The 17,683-nt window shown below is 71.4% G+C and carries 14 protein-coding genes; 5 read left to right on the top strand and 9 right to left on the bottom strand.

Annotation, left to right across the window (positions count from 1 at the left end):
• Position 1: 1 nt before the first annotated feature.
• From ABT112_RS01760 to ABT112_RS01735, 6 genes are all read right to left on the bottom strand, one after another.
• Positions 2–1,738 carry a B12-binding domain-containing radical SAM protein gene (locus tag ABT112_RS01760; protein ID WP_351504393.1) on the bottom strand — a complete coding sequence of 579 codons (1,737 nt, stop codon included), beginning with the start codon at positions 1,736–1,738 and terminating at the stop codon, positions 2–4.
• 57 nt (positions 1,739–1,795) lie between these two features.
• Positions 1,796–3,523 (bottom strand): B12-binding domain-containing radical SAM protein, encoded by a 1,728-nt coding sequence (locus ABT112_RS01755; RefSeq protein WP_351504392.1) that lies wholly within the window; start codon positions 3,521–3,523, stop codon positions 1,796–1,798.
• Positions 3,502–5,217 (bottom strand): beta-ketoacyl synthase N-terminal-like domain-containing protein, encoded by a 1,716-nt coding sequence (locus ABT112_RS01750; protein ID WP_351504390.1) that lies wholly within the window; start codon positions 5,215–5,217, stop codon positions 3,502–3,504. Before ABT112_RS01750 ends, ABT112_RS01755 begins: the two co-directional genes overlap by 22 nt.
• Positions 5,214–6,137, bottom strand: coding sequence for a glycosyltransferase (locus ABT112_RS01745; RefSeq protein WP_351504388.1), 924 nt, complete (start codon positions 6,135–6,137; stop codon positions 5,214–5,216). Before ABT112_RS01745 ends, ABT112_RS01750 begins: the two co-directional genes overlap by 4 nt.
• Before the next feature lie 88 nt (positions 6,138–6,225).
• Entirely contained in the window at positions 6,226–6,516 is a 291-nt protein-coding gene (locus ABT112_RS01740; protein ID WP_351504386.1) for an acyl carrier protein, read from the bottom strand.
• An 80-nt stretch (positions 6,517–6,596) separates the two neighbouring features.
• Positions 6,597–8,504: a KedN5 family methylcobalamin-dependent radical SAM C-methyltransferase gene (locus ABT112_RS01735; RefSeq protein ID WP_351504384.1), complete on the bottom strand. Its 1,908-nt coding sequence runs from the start codon at positions 8,502–8,504 to the stop codon at positions 6,597–6,599.
• A gap of 519 nt (positions 8,505–9,023) precedes the next feature.
• Here ABT112_RS01735 and ABT112_RS01730 point away from each other — a divergent pair.
• The 3 genes from ABT112_RS01730 (at position 9,024) to ABT112_RS01720 (ending at position 11,521) form a co-directional block, all read left to right on the top strand.
• Positions 9,024–10,022, top strand: a complete 999-nt coding sequence (locus tag ABT112_RS01730) for a PIG-L deacetylase family protein (protein ID WP_351504382.1) — start codon at positions 9,024–9,026, stop codon at positions 10,020–10,022.
• A gap of 114 nt (positions 10,023–10,136) precedes the next feature.
• On the top strand, positions 10,137–10,802 hold the full coding sequence (locus ABT112_RS01725; RefSeq protein ID WP_351504381.1) for a winged helix-turn-helix domain-containing protein: 666 nt from the start codon (positions 10,137–10,139) through the stop codon (positions 10,800–10,802).
• Positions 10,799–11,521: a hypothetical protein gene (locus ABT112_RS01720; RefSeq protein WP_351504379.1), complete on the top strand. Its 723-nt coding sequence runs from the start codon at positions 10,799–10,801 to the stop codon at positions 11,519–11,521. The genes ABT112_RS01725 and ABT112_RS01720 overlap by 4 nt, the downstream gene beginning before the upstream one ends.
• Here the strand turns inward: ABT112_RS01720 and ABT112_RS01715 are convergent, their stop codons facing one another.
• The gene (locus tag ABT112_RS01715) at positions 11,522–12,604 is read right to left on the bottom strand and encodes a methyltransferase (RefSeq protein WP_351504377.1); all 1,083 of its coding nucleotides are present in this window, start codon (positions 12,602–12,604) and stop codon (positions 11,522–11,524) included.
• Between the two features lie 48 nt (positions 12,605–12,652).
• Complete coding sequence (locus ABT112_RS01710) at positions 12,653–13,807, bottom strand: radical SAM protein (protein ID WP_351504375.1); 1,155 nt, start codon at positions 13,805–13,807, stop codon at positions 12,653–12,655.
• Between the two features lie 274 nt (positions 13,808–14,081).
• On the opposite strand from ABT112_RS01710, the gene ABT112_RS01705 reads away from it, so the two are divergent.
• Positions 14,082–15,833, top strand: coding sequence for a carbamoyltransferase family protein (locus tag ABT112_RS01705; RefSeq protein ID WP_351504373.1), 1,752 nt, complete (start codon positions 14,082–14,084; stop codon positions 15,831–15,833).
• Complete coding sequence (locus ABT112_RS01700) at positions 15,830–17,029, top strand: DegT/DnrJ/EryC1/StrS family aminotransferase (protein ID WP_351504371.1); 1,200 nt, start codon at positions 15,830–15,832, stop codon at positions 17,027–17,029. The genes ABT112_RS01705 and ABT112_RS01700 overlap by 4 nt, the downstream gene beginning before the upstream one ends.
• 201 nt (positions 17,030–17,230) lie before the next feature.
• Here ABT112_RS01700 and ABT112_RS01695 read toward each other — a convergent pair whose 3' ends face one another.
• Positions 17,231–17,647, bottom strand: coding sequence for a tautomerase family protein (locus ABT112_RS01695; protein WP_351504369.1), 417 nt, complete (start codon positions 17,645–17,647; stop codon positions 17,231–17,233).
• Positions 17,648–17,683 lie beyond the last annotated feature (36 nt).

Raw genomic sequence — 17,683 nt, 5'->3', positions numbered from 1 at the left:
GTCAGCTCCTCACCTGCGCGAGTGCGTGTTCACCGCAGGCCCGCGCGGCCTCGACGGCGAAGTCGGGGAAGGCGTGGCCCAGATGGCGCCGGTCGTAGGCGTCCACGAGGTCCCGCAGTTCGGCCTCCAGCCGCTGCGGCAGGCCGGGGGGATTCTCGTCGGCCAGCATCAGCCCGACGTTGAGGAACGCGACGAGCAACTGGGCGAGCCCCTGGTCCCAGCTGCGCAGCCGGCCCAGCAGCGGCCGCAGCGACTCCGCGCCGGTGCCGCGGCGCGCCCGCACCGCGTCCGCGATGCTCTGCGCCAGGAAGGGAACCTCGTTCTCCTTGCGGTCGCTGATGTCCGCGCTGACCGCGCTCCATGCCGTCCACAGGTCCTCGACGCGCCCGTCCTGGACCTGGTACTCCCGGCGCGCCTCGCGCAGCACCTCCCAGGCGGGGCCGTCGACCCCGGGGATGTCGGGTTCGCCGAAGCTCGTCACCTTGTCGTAGATCTCGGTGCCGCGCAGCGCGATGGCCCGGTTGATGAGGAAGAACGGGTTCTCGCTCTCGTGCACCCGGGCGGTCACGATGAATTCCAGGTTCTGCCAGAGTTCGTCGATGGTGGTGCCGGGCTCGATCATGATCCAGCCGGGTTCCAGCTCGATGCGTTCCTGTTTGAACATCCGGGCGGCGTCGAAGTTGTAGTCGACGGTGGTGCCCTTGCGGAACCGCCGCATCATGCCGGGCGCGCCGGTCTCCATGCCGAGCAGGGCGAGTTCCATGCCGGCGCGGCGCAGGGTGCGCAGCGCCTCCCGGTCGATGAGTCCGGTGTCCACCCGGAACTCGCAGTGGAAGGAGACCTTCAGTTTGCGCCGGAGGATCTCCTCGGCGAACCCCACCGCGTGGTGGTAGCCGTCCTGGAACGCGCCGCCGAAGTTGTCGTCGTTGAACCAGACGAAGCGGGTGCCGAAGTCCCGCTGCAGGAACTCGATCTCGTCGACGGCGTCCCCGACCGGGCGCACCCGCCAGGGCCCGCCCTCGACTCCGGGCTGCCGGGGCGCGTAGCAGAAGGTGCACTTCGCGTGGCAGCCGCGGCTGGTGTAGGTCGACGCCCGCGGAGTGGGAATCCCCGTCCTGCGGTGATGGAGCAGGAGGTCGCGCGCGGGCCACGGCTCGTTGGCGAGGTCGGGGAGTTTGGGGGGTCCGCTGCTGCGGACGCGGTCTCCCTGCCAGTAGTAGAGGCCGGGGACGGTGCGCCAGTCGCGGTCGGCGGCGAGGGCGTTCATGAGGCCTTCGACGGTGAGTTCGCCTTCGCCGAAGGCGACGCAGTCGGCTTCGGGTATGCGTTCGGCGATGAGTTTGGCGTTGTAGGTGCAGAAGGCTCCGCCGATGGCGACGAAGACGGTGGGGTCGGCGGCGCGGACGCAGCGCAGGAGGCGTACGGCGTCGACGATGTGGAGGTCGTACATGATGCTGATGCCGACGAAGTTGGGGCGTTCGCGGCGGATGAGGTCGGTGATGGCTTCGTCGCTGGGGTTGCGTCCGTGGAGGTTGAGGGCTTTGACGGAGTATCCGCACCCCCGCAGGTGCCCCGCGATGCACGCGACGCCGAGGTTCTCCCGCACCCGCTTGTAGAACAGCCGCATGGCGGGGTCGAGCTTCAGGTACTCCTCGTCGTTGATCAGCACGTTCTGGTTGTTCAGGCTTGCGGCACCGGTGGAGATCTCCCGCGGCGTCAACAGGACCACGTCCGACATGACCGGTCTCCTTTCCTCTCCGAAGGGCGCCCCGGACGACGTCCGGACACCGCTGGGTCAGCCCGTCAGGACCTGTTCGCCGCAGGTCCGCTTGGTCTCCTCGACGAATTCCGGATACGTGTGGCCCAGGTGCTCGCGGTCGTAGGCGTCGACCAGCGCGCGCAGCTCGGCCTCCAGGCGCCGCCCCAGGTCCGGCGGATTCTCGTCGGCGAGCAGCAGACCCACGTTGAGGAAGGCGATCAGCAGGTGCGGCAGGTTCTCCACCCAGGTGCGCAGCCGGCTCAGGAGTGGCCGCAGCCCCTGGCCGCCCCGGGCACGGCGCAGCCGCGTGGCATCGGCGATGATCTGGGCGACGAACGGGAGCCCCTCCTTGCGGTCGCTCACCTCACCGCTCACCAGGCTCCAGGCCCGCCACAGGTCCTCGACCCGCCCGTCCGCGACCCGGTACTCGCGGCGCGCCTCCCGCAGCACCTCCCAGGCCGGCCCCCCGTGCAGACCGGGGATCTCCGGCGGCAGCGGGTCGACGACCTTGTCGTACATCTCGGTGCCGCGCAGCGCGATGGCCCGGCTGATGAAGGAGAACGGGTTCTCGCTCACGGCGATGTCGGCCGCCACGATGAATTCCAGGTTCTGCCAGAGCTCGTCGATGGTGGTGCCGGGCTCGATCATGATCCAGCCGGGTTCCAGCTCGATGCGTTCCTGTTTGAACATCCGGGCGGCGTCGACGTTGTAGTCGACCGTGGTGCCCTTGCGGAACCGTTTGGCCATACCGGGCGACCCGGTCTCCATGCCGAGCAGCGCCGATGCCATGCCGGCCCGGCGCAGGGTGCGCAGCGCCTCCCGGTCGATGAGTCCGGTGTCCACCCGGAACTCGCAGTGGAACGAGATCCGCAGATCGCGCCGGATCAACTCCTCGGCGAATGCCGTGGCATGGTAGTAGCCGTCCTCGAACGCGCCGCCGAAATTGTCGTCGTTGAACCAGACGAACCGCGTCCCGAAGTCCCGCTGCAGACACTCGATCTCGTCCACCACATCGACGGGCGACCGCACCCGCCACGCATTGCCCACCACGCCCGGAGCCCGCGGCACATAGCAGAAGGTGCACTTCGCATGGCAGCCCCGGCTGGTGTACGTCGACGCGACGGGCGTCCGGATCCCGGCCTCCCGGTGCCGCAGCAGCACATCGCGGGCGGGCCAGGGTTCCGAGGTCAGGTCGGGGAGTTTGGGGGGTCCGCTGCTGCGGACGCGGTCTCCCTGCCAGTAGTAGAGGCCGGGGACGGTGCGCCAGTCGCGGTCGGCGGCGAGGGCGTTCATGAGGCCTTCGACGGTGAGTTCGCCTTCGCCGAAGGCGACGCAGTCGGCTTCGGGTATGCGTTCGGCGATGAGTTTGGCGTTGTAGGTGCAGAAGGCTCCGCCGATGGCGACGAAGACGGTGGGGTCGGCGGCGCGGACGCAGCGCAGGAGGCGTACGGCGTCGACGATGTGGAGGTCGTACATGATGCTGATGCCGACGAAGCTGGGGCGTTCGCGGCGGATGAGGTCGGTGATGGCTTCGTCGCTGGGGTTGCGTCCGTGGAGGTTGAGGGCTTTGACGGAGTATCCGCAGCCCCGCAGGTGCCCCGCGATGCACGCGAGCCCGAGGTTCTCCCGCACCTTCTCGTAGAACAGCCGCATGGCGGGGTCGAGCTTCAGGTACTCCTCGTCGTTGATCAGCACGTTCTGGTTGTTGATGCTGGCAAATCCGGTGAGGATCTCCCGCGGTGTCAGCAGGACCGCGTCTGCCATGCCGGCTCCTCTCCCTTCGGGTGGTTCGTGGCTGAGGACGTCAGGAGGAGCGCCGCGTTGTTGCCGCCGAAGCCGAAGTTGTCCACCAGCACGGAACGGATGCCGTCGCAGGGTTCCGGGCCGGCCGGGACGCGGACGTGCCGGGTGTCCGGAGCCGACCGCAGCCCCGGCGTCCCGGGCACCACGCCGGACCGGAGTGCCTGCACGGCGGCCGCCAGAGCGGGAAACACCGAGGCGTGCAGCAGGTGCCCGGCCGCGCCCTTGTACGAACTCACCGGCACGCCGCGCCACCCGCGTTCGGCGCCGACCGTGTCCAGCGCCAGCAGCTCGGCCTCGTCGCCCTGGCGGGTGCCGGGCGCGTGGCCGTGCACATGGTCGACCCGGTCCGTCCCCGCCATGTCCAGGGCCGCCCGCATGCAGTCCGCGGCGATCTCCGCGTTCAGGGCGCTGGTGCCGCGGCCGCCCACCCGGCAGGCGATTCCGCCGAGCGCCGCCGCCGGGCGGTGCCCCCGGGCCGCCGCGTGCTCCGCGGTCTCCAGCACGACCGCACCGGCGCCCTCACCGATCGTGACACCGCTGCGGTCCCGGTCGAACGGGCGGGCGGTGCGGATGCTCGTCGCCCGCAGCACGTCCAGACAGGCGTAGTCGTAGACATTGAGCGCGGAGACGCCCGTCACTACCGCCATGTCGGCGAGCCCGGACAGCAGCCACTCCCGGGCCATGGCCAGCCCGAACGCGCCGGACGCACAGGCGTGGGCCAGCAGGGCGGCGTTCCCGGGGGAGACCCCGAAGCCCTCGCCGTCCCACTCCTCCTCCAGGGATATCTCCCGGATCTGCGGGGCGCCGTCCACCGCCGGCAGGTGCGGCACGACCCCGGCGCCCACCAGCAGCGTCCGCTCCGGCAGCCGGGTCAGTCCGGCCCCGGCCAGGGCCTCCGTACGGGCCCGGTCCAGCAGGACCCGCCGCACCGGGAGCCCCGGCCCGGCCTCCGCCGCGGCCTGGCACACCGTCCGGCTCCGGAACCGTGCGGCGTCGAACCGGGTGAGCTCGGAGAGCGCCCGCCGCCCGGCCACCAACTCCCGCCAGAACGCGTCCACTCCGTCACCGAACGCGGTCACCAGCCCGAGCCCGGACAGCACGACTCCCGACCCCACCGCGTCGCCGGGCGACGGTGCCCCGGCCGGGGCCGCCACCAGGGTGGCCGTCACCAGATAGCCGCCGCTCTCCGGATCCCGCGCGAGCTCGCACACCACCATCGCCTCGTGCAGCCCCGCCGCGACCGCGCCGCGGGCCCAGCGCAGCGCCTGCTCCGCCGCGCCCCGGGGGCTGATCAGCACATGGCCCGCGCCGTCCCAGTCCGACCGCTCCGCGAACTCCTGGAGCAGTTGCGCCGGTTCCGGTGCCATCGACTCCGAGGGCCGCAGCCGGCGGCCGCCCGCCTCGGCCTCGACGCAGCGCGCCACATAGCCGGAGGTCGTCGCCACGCAGTGGTCGGTGGCGGCCAGGAGCACGGGTGTCCCGCGGCGCAGCGGTGCCGGCAGCCCGTCCAGGGCCCGGGCGAGAACCTGCACGACCACCTCGGTCAGCGACTCCTCGCCGGCCGGAGCGGTGCGGCCCGCACGCGCCGGGCCGCCGTCCGGCGGGGCCGCGCGGGTGGCGCCCAGGACGACCGTGTCCGGACCGGGAGCGGTCACCGTGCCGCCTCCCCGAGCGGAGCGAGCCGCCCGGCCAGCTCCTCCAGACCCAGGCGGCCGAGCAGGTACGCGCCCACGGCGGTGAGCCCGGGATCGCCGTGCTGCTGCGCCACCAGCCGCCAGAAGTGCGGCAGCGCGGTGGCGACATCGCGGCGGGCCACCGGCAGGTGGTACGCGCCGGCCGGGATCAGGCGGAAGTCCACACCGTCCGCGGCGAGCCGGAGGCCGAGCTCCAGGTCCTCGCCGCCCCACAACGTGCCGTAGCGCTCGTCGAACCGCCCGGCCCGGACGAACACCCCGCGCCCCAGGCTGGTGTTGGTGCCGATGCAGGACAGCCAGCCCAGATGCCGGTGGGCCGGATTCCCGGTCACCTTCCGGGCGGTGCTCTCGATGAACGAGCACCGCGGCCCGAACGAGCGGGCCACCCGCTCCGGATCCGCGACGTCCACGGGCCGGAGGCTGCGTCCGCGGGCACCGGTCAGCGCCGCCTCCAGCCGCAGGGTGTCCGGGGTCAGCGCGAACGCCGACAGATCGGTGACCCGGCCGTGCACCATCAGCTCACGTGCCCCGGCGTGCGCCGCGAGGTGCGCCTCGAGGAGCCGCGGGGTGGCCACGGTGTCGTCGTCGAGGAAGAGGAGGATCTCGGAGCGGGCCAGCCGGGCACCGGCGTTGCGCGCGTGGGCGACGCCCCGTCCGCCGGTGTCGGCGACCCGGAGCGGGAGACCCGCCGGCAGGGCTTCGAGGACCTGCGCCACGGCTTCCCGGCCGGGCGCGTCGTTGACCAGGACGACCTCGAACCGGTCGCGGGGCAGCGTCTGGTGGAGCAGCGCCGTCAGGGTCAGCAGCAGCCGCGTGGTCCGGCCGCGCGTCGGTATGACGACGCCGATCGGCACGGGCGGGGCGTTCACGGTGCGGTCCACCCGGGCTTCCTCCACGGTCGAATGGGGAGTGCGGGGACTCATGGCGCCCCGCCGCCCTCCGCTGCGGAGGGCCCGTCCGTGCCGCGGGTCACGAGACCGACGGGCTCCGGCCCACCTTCTGATCGAGGATGTAGGTGGCCAGCCCCTCGATGGAGAAGAGGGTCTCCTCCGTCAGGTCCTCGTCCTCGAAGACCACGTCGTACTTCTCCTCCAGGATGAGGAGGTACTCCAGGGCGTCCAGCGAGCTGAATCCGTACTGGTCGACCAGGCTCGTGTCGGCGGCGGGCCCGGTGCCCTCCGGCTGCTGCCGGTGGTCCTCGGCCTTGGTCATCCCTGCCGCTATCTCATGCAGCTCTCGAATGAGTCCAGCGCGGTCCATGCCGTTCCTCCTGTGAAGGGTCGCTGCCTGACGGACCTCGGCGCCCGGAGCGGGTCATCGCCCCGGCACGACGGGTCGGTTCACTCGGACACCGACGCGAACTGTGTGGCGAGCTGCTGCTCGGTCCGCCCGCGGTAGGAGTCCATGCGGAAGTAGTGCTGCAGATCGCCACCGAACTCGGTCCGGTAGTAGAAGGAGGTCACCAGGGCCTCGGGGTCGGTGCGGACCGTCTCGCCCCGGCGCAGCGCCGAGATCAGCTCGGGCACGGGGTACTTGAAGGTGACGTCACTGCGCAGATACCAGCGGTCCCCGTACTTCTCGGTCACCGGGAGGTCCTCCTCGGGACCGGAGCCGTCGGGGAGCAGCCGCACCGGCTGGCACATGAGGTCGTAGAGGAAGACCTCGTCGAGCAGCGGCAGCAGATCCTTCGGCAGGTCGGGCCGCATGGCCTCGTCCCACCAGCGCTGCAGCAGCCGCTTGGTGAGCAGACGCCAGACGTTGGGGTCCACGTTCTCGCTCGCCGATCCGGCCGGCTGTGCCACGGCCGTGAGCTCCCGGGCATCCGGGTCCTCGCAGGTCTCCACCCACTCGGAGAACTTCAGGATCACCGCGGACTGCGGCACCCCGGCGAGCTCGCGCAGCGCGACCCAGATGTTGTGCAGCCACAGACTGCGGGCCAGCACGCGGTTCCAGCAGATGAACCGGAGCATGCGCTCGTTGTCCTGGAGCGTCATGGTGTTGTGCGTCAGGACGTAGTCGAAGTCGTCGTTCTCGCCGCGCACCGTGACCAGACCGTGCTGCTCACGCTTGTCGTGGTAGTCGGTGTTCGGCAGAATCATCAGCGGATGCACCGCGATGAACGGCGTATGCCGCGAGGCCCGGTCGTAGCCGTCGAGGAACGACTCGACCGTTTCCCCCGGGGCACCCCAGATCAGTTCCAGATACGGGGTGATGCCGTGGTCGGTCAGCCAGCCGACGAGATCCTCCCACTCGTTCAGCTTCATATTGCGCCGCCGCATCAGATCCAGGACCGAGTCGTCCATGGTCTGCAGGGCCAGGATGAAGGCGCTGTGCATCCCGGACTGCTTCATCTTGTCCATGATGCGGTAGAAGCCGGCCGACTTGTTCTTGGCCCAGGAGGTCTCGAGCCGCTTGGGGAATCCATACTTGCTGCGCACCCGCAGCAGGTCGTCCAGGAATTCCTCGTCCTCGCGCAGCAGGCCGAAGTTGGAGTCGCAGAGCATCAGGGTTTCCGCGCCGTGCCGGCCGAGGAGTTCGAGTTCCTCGCGCAGCCGCTCCCGTGAAAAGGCCCGCATCTTCTGCCCGGTGGCACCGCCCCAGTAACAGAAGGCGCATTTGTAGGGGCAGCCACGGTTGGTCTCCATGAGCGCGTAGTCGTAGAGGAACCGGCCCGTCCGGTCGACCAGCGGAACCGCTCCGCTGAGAATGGGGGAGGGGAGGGACTCCAGGTCCGTGATGCGTTCCCGCTCCTCGGTGGTGACGACTTCGCCGTCGGACCCGCGGAAGGAGACACCCCGGATGCCGTGCAGCGCGGTCCGGGTGGCGCCGTCCAGATAGCCGTTCAGCAGCTCCGGGAACACCAGTTCGCCTTCGCCGTTCACCACCACGTCCACCTGCGGGTACATCCGGAAGACGCGCTCCGCCTGATGGGCGACGTGGTTGCCGCCGAAGACGACCCACCCGTCGGGATTCATCTGCTTGAAGGTCTCCGCGAGCACGCCGAACGTGCGGTAGTTCCAGCCCAGTACGGAGAAGCAGAGAATGTCGGGGCAGCCGTCGCGGATGAGATCCCGGCCCATGGCATTGATCCCCGCGTCACCCGGATAGTTCCGAATGGTGACGTCCATGCGGCGGCGAATGCGCTCGTCCCGGTCGGCGCATGCCTTGAGATATCCGACGGCCAGGGGCATCGAGGCGGCGGAATTACCCCACACACCTTGCTGGACAAGTAAGACACGAGACTTCACAACCGCGTTCCCCCGATCCTCATCCGCATCCACCGTGGCCAGGGACTTTCAGAGCCCGAGGCTACAACAGAAGAGGATCCACGCAATGGGACCTCGTGCGGCGTGGGGGCGGGGTGTCCGGTTCCCGCCGCGTTCGTGCCGCCGAATGGCCCAGCGGGCCCGGGGGCGGGGGCAGTCGTCGGCCTCCCCCGCCACCCGGCCGCCGGGAGTCTGATGTGGGAAATCGTCAAAAAGAATCTTGACCGCTTCCGGAGAGCGGCGCGTGCGGAGATCTTGAAGACGGGGAAGAGGGAGATTGGCCGGAACCAGCCGGGAAGCGGCGGAAGGCCATTGGGCCGGAGTCCGGACCGTCCGGCCCAATTTCAGCCACCTGTTGATTAAGGGTTTATTCCGCTCCGGGCCTGTGGAGAATCGAACCGTTCGTCGGAGCGCGGCCGGGAGCCGGTGACGCGCGCCGTTTCACGGGCGGAATCCGGGGCCCCGGTACGCCCGGATCCCGGACTCGGGCCAGGAGGCCACATGACGGAGGTTCCCGGCGCGTGGTGCCCCCTCGCTCTGCCCCATGCGGAGGTGGCCGGGAGCCGGATCCTGTGCCGGGGAGAGGCGGTCGAGGAGCCCGGCCACCCGCCCGGCTCGGCCGCCCGGCTGCTGGCCCGGTGCGACGGCAGCCGGCCGCTCGACGGCTTCACCGCCGCGGAGCGGAGCCTCCTCGGCACCTGGCAGCGGGACGGACTGGTGGTCATGGCGCCCGGCGGACACCCGGACCGCGCCGCGGCGGACGCCCCCGTCGTGGTGTCCCCGCACCCCGACGACGCGGCACTGGCCCTCGGCGGCCTGCTGGCCCGCCGCGGCGGCCGGGTGCTCGACGTCTTCAGCGTGGAGACCTGGACCAAGGACCCGTACTACGCCGGGCGGCCCGCCCTGACATCCCGTCTGCTGCTGGCGGAGGAGGCGGTCGCCGCCCGCGTCCTCGGCACGGAGGTCGAACTCCTCGGCTTCGTCGACGCGGCGGACCGGGCACCGCGCGCGGAGCGGTTCTTCGCCGGGACGGCCCTGTCCGACGCCTTCCCGGACGAGGAACCCGGGCTGTTCGCCGACCTGACGACCCGGCTCGCCGGACTGCTGGACGGGGCCGCAGAGATCTGCGCACCGCTCGGCGTCGGCGGCCACGTCGACCATCTGGCCTGCCGGGAGGCGGTGATCGCGCTGCTGGCCCGGGGCGGTCTCACCGGCGCCCGGGTCGTCTTCTACGAGGACCAGCCGTACTCGGTCTTCGGCTCCGCCGAGGAAGTGGCCCGGGGGCTCGCCGCCCGGCTGACCTCGCTCGGCCTCGGCGCGCTGCGCCCGGAGCTGTGCCCGATGGACGCCACGGCCGCCCTGGCCAAGCACGAGGCCCTGCGGGCGTACCGCATCCAGGTCCGCCGGGGCGTCGTCCGCCGCATCGCCCGGCACGGGGAACGCCTGGCGGAGCACTCCGGCCACCCGGCAGCCGAACGGATATGGCCCCTCGTCAGCTGATCGTGCGCCGTGCCCGCGGGTGGCACGGCGCAGGCACCACCCCAGACGCCGGCCCCGCGGGGGACGGTCACCGAGCAGACGCGGCCCAGCTGCCGCCTTGTGAAGGGTGTCGAGATGTACGTACTGGCTCAATCCCTGGATCCGGCCGATCTGGACGTCCTCGGGGAGGCCTGCGCCGAACTGGGCCTCACCCTGCACGACTGCGATCCGGAGGCCGGATCCCCCGACTGGCCGGATGTCCTGCTCGCCTCGCTGCACGCCGTGGCCGCCACCGCGCCCGGACTGTCCGCGGCCGAGGTCAAGGGCCGGGGCGGATACCCGATCGCGGTGCTCGACAGCGTGTCGGCGACCGGGGTGCTGGCGGCGCTCTCCGACGGCTTCGCGCTCGCTCTGGCCAGTCCCCTCAAGCAGCACCGCCTCGTCGACAGCCTGGGGTACCTCAAGTCCGTCACCCCGCCGGAGAGCACCCAGGTGCTGACGCTCGACGGCCGGGGCCGGCTGCACTCCCCGTCGAAGGCGGTCCCCGTCACCGACGCCGAGGCGGGCATGCTGCGACTGCTCGCCGGTCGCCCCGGACAGATCGTCCCGCGCCAGGACATCGCCGAGGCGACCGGAGGTGAGGACGTGAACCCGGTGTCCTCGGTCCTCAAGCAGAAGCTCCTCGACATCGACTCGGGAGCCAAGATCCTCAAGGTGCCGCACCTGGGCTTCCGCCTGGTGGGCACCGTCCGCGACCTGTCCACCGCCTCCCCCGGCCACGAGAACGGATCCGCCACATGACCGACCGCGCCACCCCCGGGACCATGACCGCCCGCACCGGAACGGCGGCCGGTGCGGCTGGCCCCGGAACCGGCGCTCCCGGAACGGCGGCGGGGACCGCCGCATCCGCCGGCGCTCCCGGAACGGCCGTCGGCACCGGGCCGTCGACGACGGACATCGGACGGCAGCGCACCGCCGTGCCCGAGGACCGGTTCCGGCTGGTCGTGGTGACCGGAGCGCCCGGCGTGGGCAAGACCCGGCTGGCGCAGAGCCTGGTCGCCCGCTATGCCGTACCGGCCGCCGCCGTCGACTGCGATCCGGTGGTGCACCCCTGGGAGAGCTCCGAGAAGCTCTACGCGCTGATGGCGTCGACCCTGCGTGCCACCCTCCCCGTCTACCGGGCCTGGGGGGCCGGGGTGGTCGTGGTCAGCGGCGTCGTGCTCGCGGGGCGTGCCCTGGAACCGTTCCAGGAGGTGTTCGACGCGCTCGGCGCGGAATCCGTGATCTACGGTCTGCGCGCCGGCCCGGACGCACTCGCCGCCCGGATCCGCAAGGACCCGGGCGGCGAGCACTTCATCGAGGGCCGGCTGGCCGAGACCCACCTCGACGAGGAGGTGGCGCTGGTGCCGGGCGCCCGGCAGATCGACACCACCGGCCTCGGCCCGGAGGAGGCCGTCGAGGCCGTCCTGGCGATGGAGCGGGCCGAGCTCGGGCCGGCCTGGCTCGGGCCGGCCCACTGATCAGCCGAAGCGCCCGACCTGCAGCCCGCCGTGCGGTTCCGCCCGCAGGGAGAGCACGAACCCGTAGTAGTGCGTGGCGCCGATGCTCTCCACATAGGCCCGCACCTCGTCCCCCAACGGGCCCGAGAGCTGCAGGTTCTCGTCCCGCGGGGCGAACGCGGGCCAGCGGGGCGGTGTCGACGGGCGGAGGAGCAGCCGGCCGGAGACGCCGAGCCGGTTCATCTCCGCCTCCAGCTCCGGGATGAAGAACGGCGCCCGCTCGTCCCCGTAGGCCGCGGCCTGGAGCAGGGCCTCGCCCGAAGCGGTGAGCAAATCGGGTGTCCGGCGCAGCAGCTCCCAGAAGAACTCCAGTCCGTCCAGGCCGGCTTCACCGGCCAGCCAGCCCAGCGAACCCCGGCGCAGCGGCAGACAGGGCGGATTGGAGACGACCAGGTCGAACCGGGAGTCGAGCGCGAGGGACATGATGTCGCCCTCGGCGGTGCGCACCCGGTCGCCCAGACCGTTCAGCCAGGCGTTGAAGCCGGCCGCCGCCGTGCACTCCGGATTGACGTCCACCGCCAGCAGGTCGGCGCCGTTCCGGGCGGCCGACAGCCCCAGGATCCCGGTGCCGCAGCCGAGGTCGAGCGCCGAGCGCGCCTCCCGGCGGGCGGCCACCAGCCGGGCCAGGGTCATGGAGTCCGTACCGACCCAGGGGGCGTACGATCCGACGTCGCGGCCCGCGGCCCGCCACGCCGCGAGGAGGGTCAGGCCCTCGCCGCGGACCAGGCAGTACTCGGCGGACAGCTTTCCGGACTCCTGGGAGAGCACACCGCAGCGCAGCAGCAGGTCCAGCAGCGGACCGGGGAGTTGGGACCGGGCGTCGGCCTCGGTGACCGGCTCCCCGAGGACGAACAGCGAGGCGAGCAGGGATTCCGCGGACATAGTGCGGGCGATCGTGGCGAGTGTTCCGGTGTTCCGCCAGGGAGCCAGCTCACCGAGCCAGTCCCCGGCCAGGGTGAGCAGGTCGTGGTGCGGCAGCGACCGCAGTCTCGCCGCACCGGCCTCCATCAATTCCCCGGCCGAGATTTCTTCCACGGAAATCATGCATTCTCCTCACACACCAGGTGCGTCGGTCGGTGATGTCGGTCGGGGTCAGGCCGGATGACCGGCCGGGGTGAAGATCGGCTCGAATGCCGCCTTCAACTCGTTCAGCCGGGCCAGTGCCTGTGGGCCTGCGTACGGTGCGCACCGGGCGATCTCCGCCTCGGAGATCTGCCCGAGGAGGAAGAGGTTCACCACATCGATCGGCCCGGTGCAGCTCTTGCAGTAGGGGAACCGTGGGCGGGGCTGCATGAACATCTCGTAGTGCTGGTGCTTGCCGAACTGCTCGGGAATCAGCTGGGGATCCTCGGTGATATTCCCCATCGGTTTCAGCCAGGCATACGGACAGCAGGAGACGTCTCCCTGCCCGAAGAGCTGCACCATGGTGGCGGTGGCATAACACCGCAGCGTGCGGACGCCGGTGCGCAGCTGATTGCCGATGTGCTCGACGAAGGCCCGCGGCGGAAGGACCTGTTCCAATTCGTCGTAGCGCTCCAGCAGGGGCCGGAAATGGTCCCCGAGCTCCGGGGCGAGGGAATCCTTGGCGTCGCCTCTGACCGGGAAGAAGTACAGCATGGCGCCGGAGCCGTACCGCTCCAGCAGAAACGCCGCGAAATCCGCCTGGCCGGTGACGTTCTTGTCGGAGAGAACCGACTGGATCTCGATGGGGATGCCCAGCTCCACCGCGTGGTCCAGATGCCGCATGATGACGTCGAACAGCCGGTGCTGCTTCGGCGGCAGGCGGTGCGCGTTCATCTCGAGGGTGTGCCCGTCCAGGGAGAGGCAGAGCTGGACGTTGCCCAGCGCGGCCAGCGCCTCCAGCCGCGGCGGCGTGAGGAAGACGCCGTTGGTGATGACCTGGACGACCTCGTACTTGCTGCTGCACTCCTCGACGAATTCGGTCGAACCCTTCAGCCAGAAGAACTCGCCGCCGCTGAGCCGCATGATCGGACTGTCCACCTGACGGTGATATCCGTCGAGAATCCGGTGCCAGTCCTCACGCCGGTCCGTGGTCAGCCTGAGCCGGGCGTCGGGAACGTTCATCAGGAGATTGAAGTCCTCGGTCAAGCAGTAGGAGCAGCGCATCTGGCACAACTGCTCCTCGATGACCATGTCGTTCATGAGGAGTTTCAGACGCTCCTGGCCGTCACGGTGCTCGAACATCGCATTGCGAAAGTCGTTCTTCAGCGCCACGCTCATCACCATTCCGGATTTGTCCTGCGCTGACCCTGACCGTAGCCTGCGAGTGTAGGTTTCGGCCGAGTGGACGGTCAACGGCCGCTCTCGGCGGATACGGACGTGATCCGGAAAGCGTCCGGAACTCGACCGTCGTGGCTCAACTTGCCCTCTGGACCGGTGTGGTGGGCGGTTGTAGCGTCTCGCCCGCGTGGCGCATTCCCACATTCTTGCAATCGCGGTTCGGCGGCCCCATTCGGCCTGCCGCCGCGAGAACCCGCCTGTACTGAGTTAGGACGGCTGCATGCTCGCTCTTGGGCTCGGCGGATCCAATCACGACTTCTCGGCCTGTCTCGTCGAGGACGGCGAAGTCAGCGTCGGTATCGAGGAAGAACGTCTGACCCGTCGGAAGTACGCGGTCAACGTCAACTCACTGGCCAACCGCGGCTGGCGGTACTGTCTCGACACGCACGGGACCCGGCTCGACCGAGTCGAGGCGATCGTGGCGGACGACACCCTGCTGCCCACCTGCTACTTCCCCTTCCGGCGCCGCACCCATCTGATCAGGCATCACCTGGCGCACGCCGCCAGCGCCTTCCACCCCTCGCCCTACCGCGAGGCCGCGGTCCTCGTCGTCGACGGCGCCGGCAGCCTCTTCGAGGGCCAGGGGGTCGAGACCATGACCCTCTCCGTCGGCGAGGGCGTCGGCATCACCGAGCTGTCGAAGGTGTACGGCACCAACTGGAGCACCGACGGACTCCGCGCCGACCGGGTCTACCAGGCGGGCGACAGCGACCACTCGCTGGGCTTCATGTACAAGGCGGTCAGCCGGGCGATCGGCTTCACCCTCTACGAGGAGGGCGCCTGGTACCTGACCGAGGACGGCAAGACCATGGGCCTCGCCCCGTACGGCACCGACCGCTACCGGGACGTGTTCCACCGCCACCTCGACCTGCTCGACGAGGGCCGGTTCGCGCTGCACCTCAAGGACGGCGGGCTGCTGGACTTCGTCGAGCACGCGCTCGACGGCCTCGACGGCGACGAGCGCTTCTCCCGCGGCGCCGACCTCGCCTGGGCCGCCCAGGACCTGCTGGAGACGGCCGTGCTGCACGCGGCCCGCTGGCTGCACCGGCAGACCGGACTCAGCCGGCTGTGCCTGGCCGGCGGCGTCGTCCTCAACTCGGTCGCCAACGGCAAGATCCTCCGGGAGACGCCGTTCACCGAGATCTTCGCCCAGCCCGCGGCGGGCGACAACGGCTGCGCGGTCGGCTGCGCCTACTACGGCTACCACGTGCTGGGGGACAACCCGCGCCCGCGCGCAGCCGAACGGGGCGCCAAGCCGGGCGCCAAACCGGGCACCAAGCCGGGCGCTGGGCCGCGCGCCCCCCGGCCGCAGCAGCACACCTACCTCGGCCGGACCTACGGCACCGACGAGGTGCGGGCCGCGCTCGACGCCTCGGGCCTGCCCTACCGGCAGGTGCCGGACCCCGCCCGGCTGGCGGCGGAACTCCTCCCCGACGGCGCGCTCATCGGCTGGTTCACCGGCGGCTCCGAGTTCGGGCCGCGGGCCCTGGGCCACCGGAGCATCCTCGCGGACCCGCGCCGCGCGGAGATGAAGGACATCCTCAACAGCAAGGTGAAGCACCGCGAGTGGTTCCGGCCCTTCGCCCCGGCCGTCCTGGCCCACCGCGCCGCCGAGTACTTCGACCTCGACATCGAGTCGCCGTACATGCTCATCGTCGCCCCGGTGCGGGAGGACAAGCGGGACGAGGTCCCGGCCATCACCCATGTCGACGGCACCGCCCGGGTCCAGACGCTGACCCCCGGCGCCAACGGCAGCTTCTACGAGCTGGTCGAGCGCTTCGGCGAGCTCACCTCGGTCCCGGTGGTGCTCAACACCTCCTTCAACGACCGCGGCGAGCCGATCGTGGAGACCCCGCAGGAGGCGCTGGCCTTCTTCGGTCCCAGCAAGCTCGACTACCTGTTCCTGGAGGACTTCCTGGTGTGCCACAGCGCGACCGATCTCGACGCCGCGACCGGGCGGACGGCCGGATGACCGCCCCCGAGCCGCGGTACGAACCGGCGCGCGCCCTCGCCCTGTGGGGCGAGGAGGAGATCGCCGCCGCCGTGGAGGTCCTCCGGTCGCGGTCGCTCTTCCGTTACTACGGACCGGACCTGCGGCACCGGGTCGACGCCTTCGAGTCCGAGTTCTCCGCGGTGACCGGGGTGCCGCACACGGTGGGCGTCTCCTCGGGCACCGCCGCGCTCACCGCCGCCATGGTCGGGCTGGGCATCCCGGAGGGCGCCGAGGTGATCGTCCCCGCGGTGACCTTCATCGGCTCGGTGAACGCGGTCGTCCAGGCCCGGGGCATCCCGGTGTTCGCCGAGGTCGACGACTCCCTGACCCTCGACCCCGAACGGCTCGACGAACTCGTCACCGAGCGGACCTGGGGCATCATGCCGGTCCATCTCGCCAACGCCGCCGCGGACATGCGGCCGATCACCCAGGTGGCCCGGCGGCACGGGCTGCGGGTCGTGGAGGACGCCGCCCAGGCGGCCGGGGTCCACTACGGGGGCCGGCCGGTGGGCAGCCTCGGGGACGCCGGAGCGTTCAGCTTCCAGCTGGAGAAGAACCTCACCGCCGGGGAGGGCGGCGCGGTCACCGTCGGGGACCGCGCGGTGTACGACCGGGTGGCCCGGTTCCAGGACCAGGGCGGCCAGTTCACCACCGGCCGCGGCGGCGACCGCGGCGCCGAGGCCGAGGCACCGTTCCTCGGCGCGAATCTGCGGATGACCGAACTGACGGGAGCCGTCCTGTCGGTGCAGCTCCGCCGGCTCGGGCCGATGCTGGAGCGGCTGCGGAGCATCGCCCGGCACGTCCGCCGGGAAGCCGCCGATCTGCCGGTGCGCTGGCGCCGGCTCCCGGACGAGGCGGGCTCCGGGGGCGACCTCACCCTCCTCCTCGCGTCCCGCCTGGAGGCCCGGCAGTTCGTGGCCGCGCTGACCGCCGAGGGCATTCCGGCGCACACGATGTACCAGGGCCAGGCGGTGTACGCCAACCGGGCCGTACGCGAGGGGCGCACCCCCTGGGGCGTGGCGTGGGACCGGCCCGCGCGCTGCCGGACCAGCGAGGGCCTCGTCGGCCGCTCGGTCACCGTCGGCCTGGGGGCCACGATGACCGACGGCGACGTCGACGCGCTCGTCGCCGTGTTCCGCAAGGCCTACGAGGGGCTCGCGCCCGCGGCGGGCTGAGCGCGGGGAACCGGCCGCGGGCGGAGGGGTGCGGCCCCTCCGCCTACCGCCGTGCCCGCCTACCGCCGTGCCCGCCTACCGCCGTGCCCGCTTACCGCCGTGCCCGCCCACCGCCGCGCCCGGCCCGGGGCCGTCTCCCGGTGCCGGCTGAGGTGCACGGGCCGGTGGGCCGGCTCCGGCCGAGCGGGCCGTCGGCGCGGCTCAGCGTGCCACCGGGGCGGCCGGTGCGCCCGTCGGCCGCCGGTAGTGCTCGAACTGGGTCACCCCCTGGTAGCCGTAGCTCTCGGGGTGCAGCTCGTGCAGCGCGACGCCGGACCGGGCGAGCGGACCGAGGAGGTCCGACAGCAGTTCCCTCGCCGCGGCGATGAAGGCGGCCTTCTCCGCGGCACTGTTCGTGCCCAGGGTGAGGGACACCTCCACGTGCGCGTCGCGGTCACCGGTCAGCGGCTCGCCGTCGACGAAGTAGTGGCCCGCCGGGACCGGATCGATGTGGACGACGGTCCGCGCACGCGACTTGTGCAGGACCGAGACCGCCAGCCGGGTCACCCCCCGGGCGAGGGCGGACCGCACGTCGGCGGGGAGTTCGGAGTCGGTGACGGTGACCCGGATGTGGGGCATGGCTCTCCTTCGCCTGCTCGGGAAGCGTCCGCCGGG

Origin of the sequence: Streptomyces sp. NPDC002055 (assembly GCF_040296705.1) — a bacterium.
Lineage (GTDB): Bacteria > Actinomycetota > Actinomycetes > Streptomycetales > Streptomycetaceae > Streptomyces.
The sequence above is the reverse complement of the archived record's forward strand: the minus strand, read 5'-3'. Positions and strand labels throughout refer to the sequence as shown.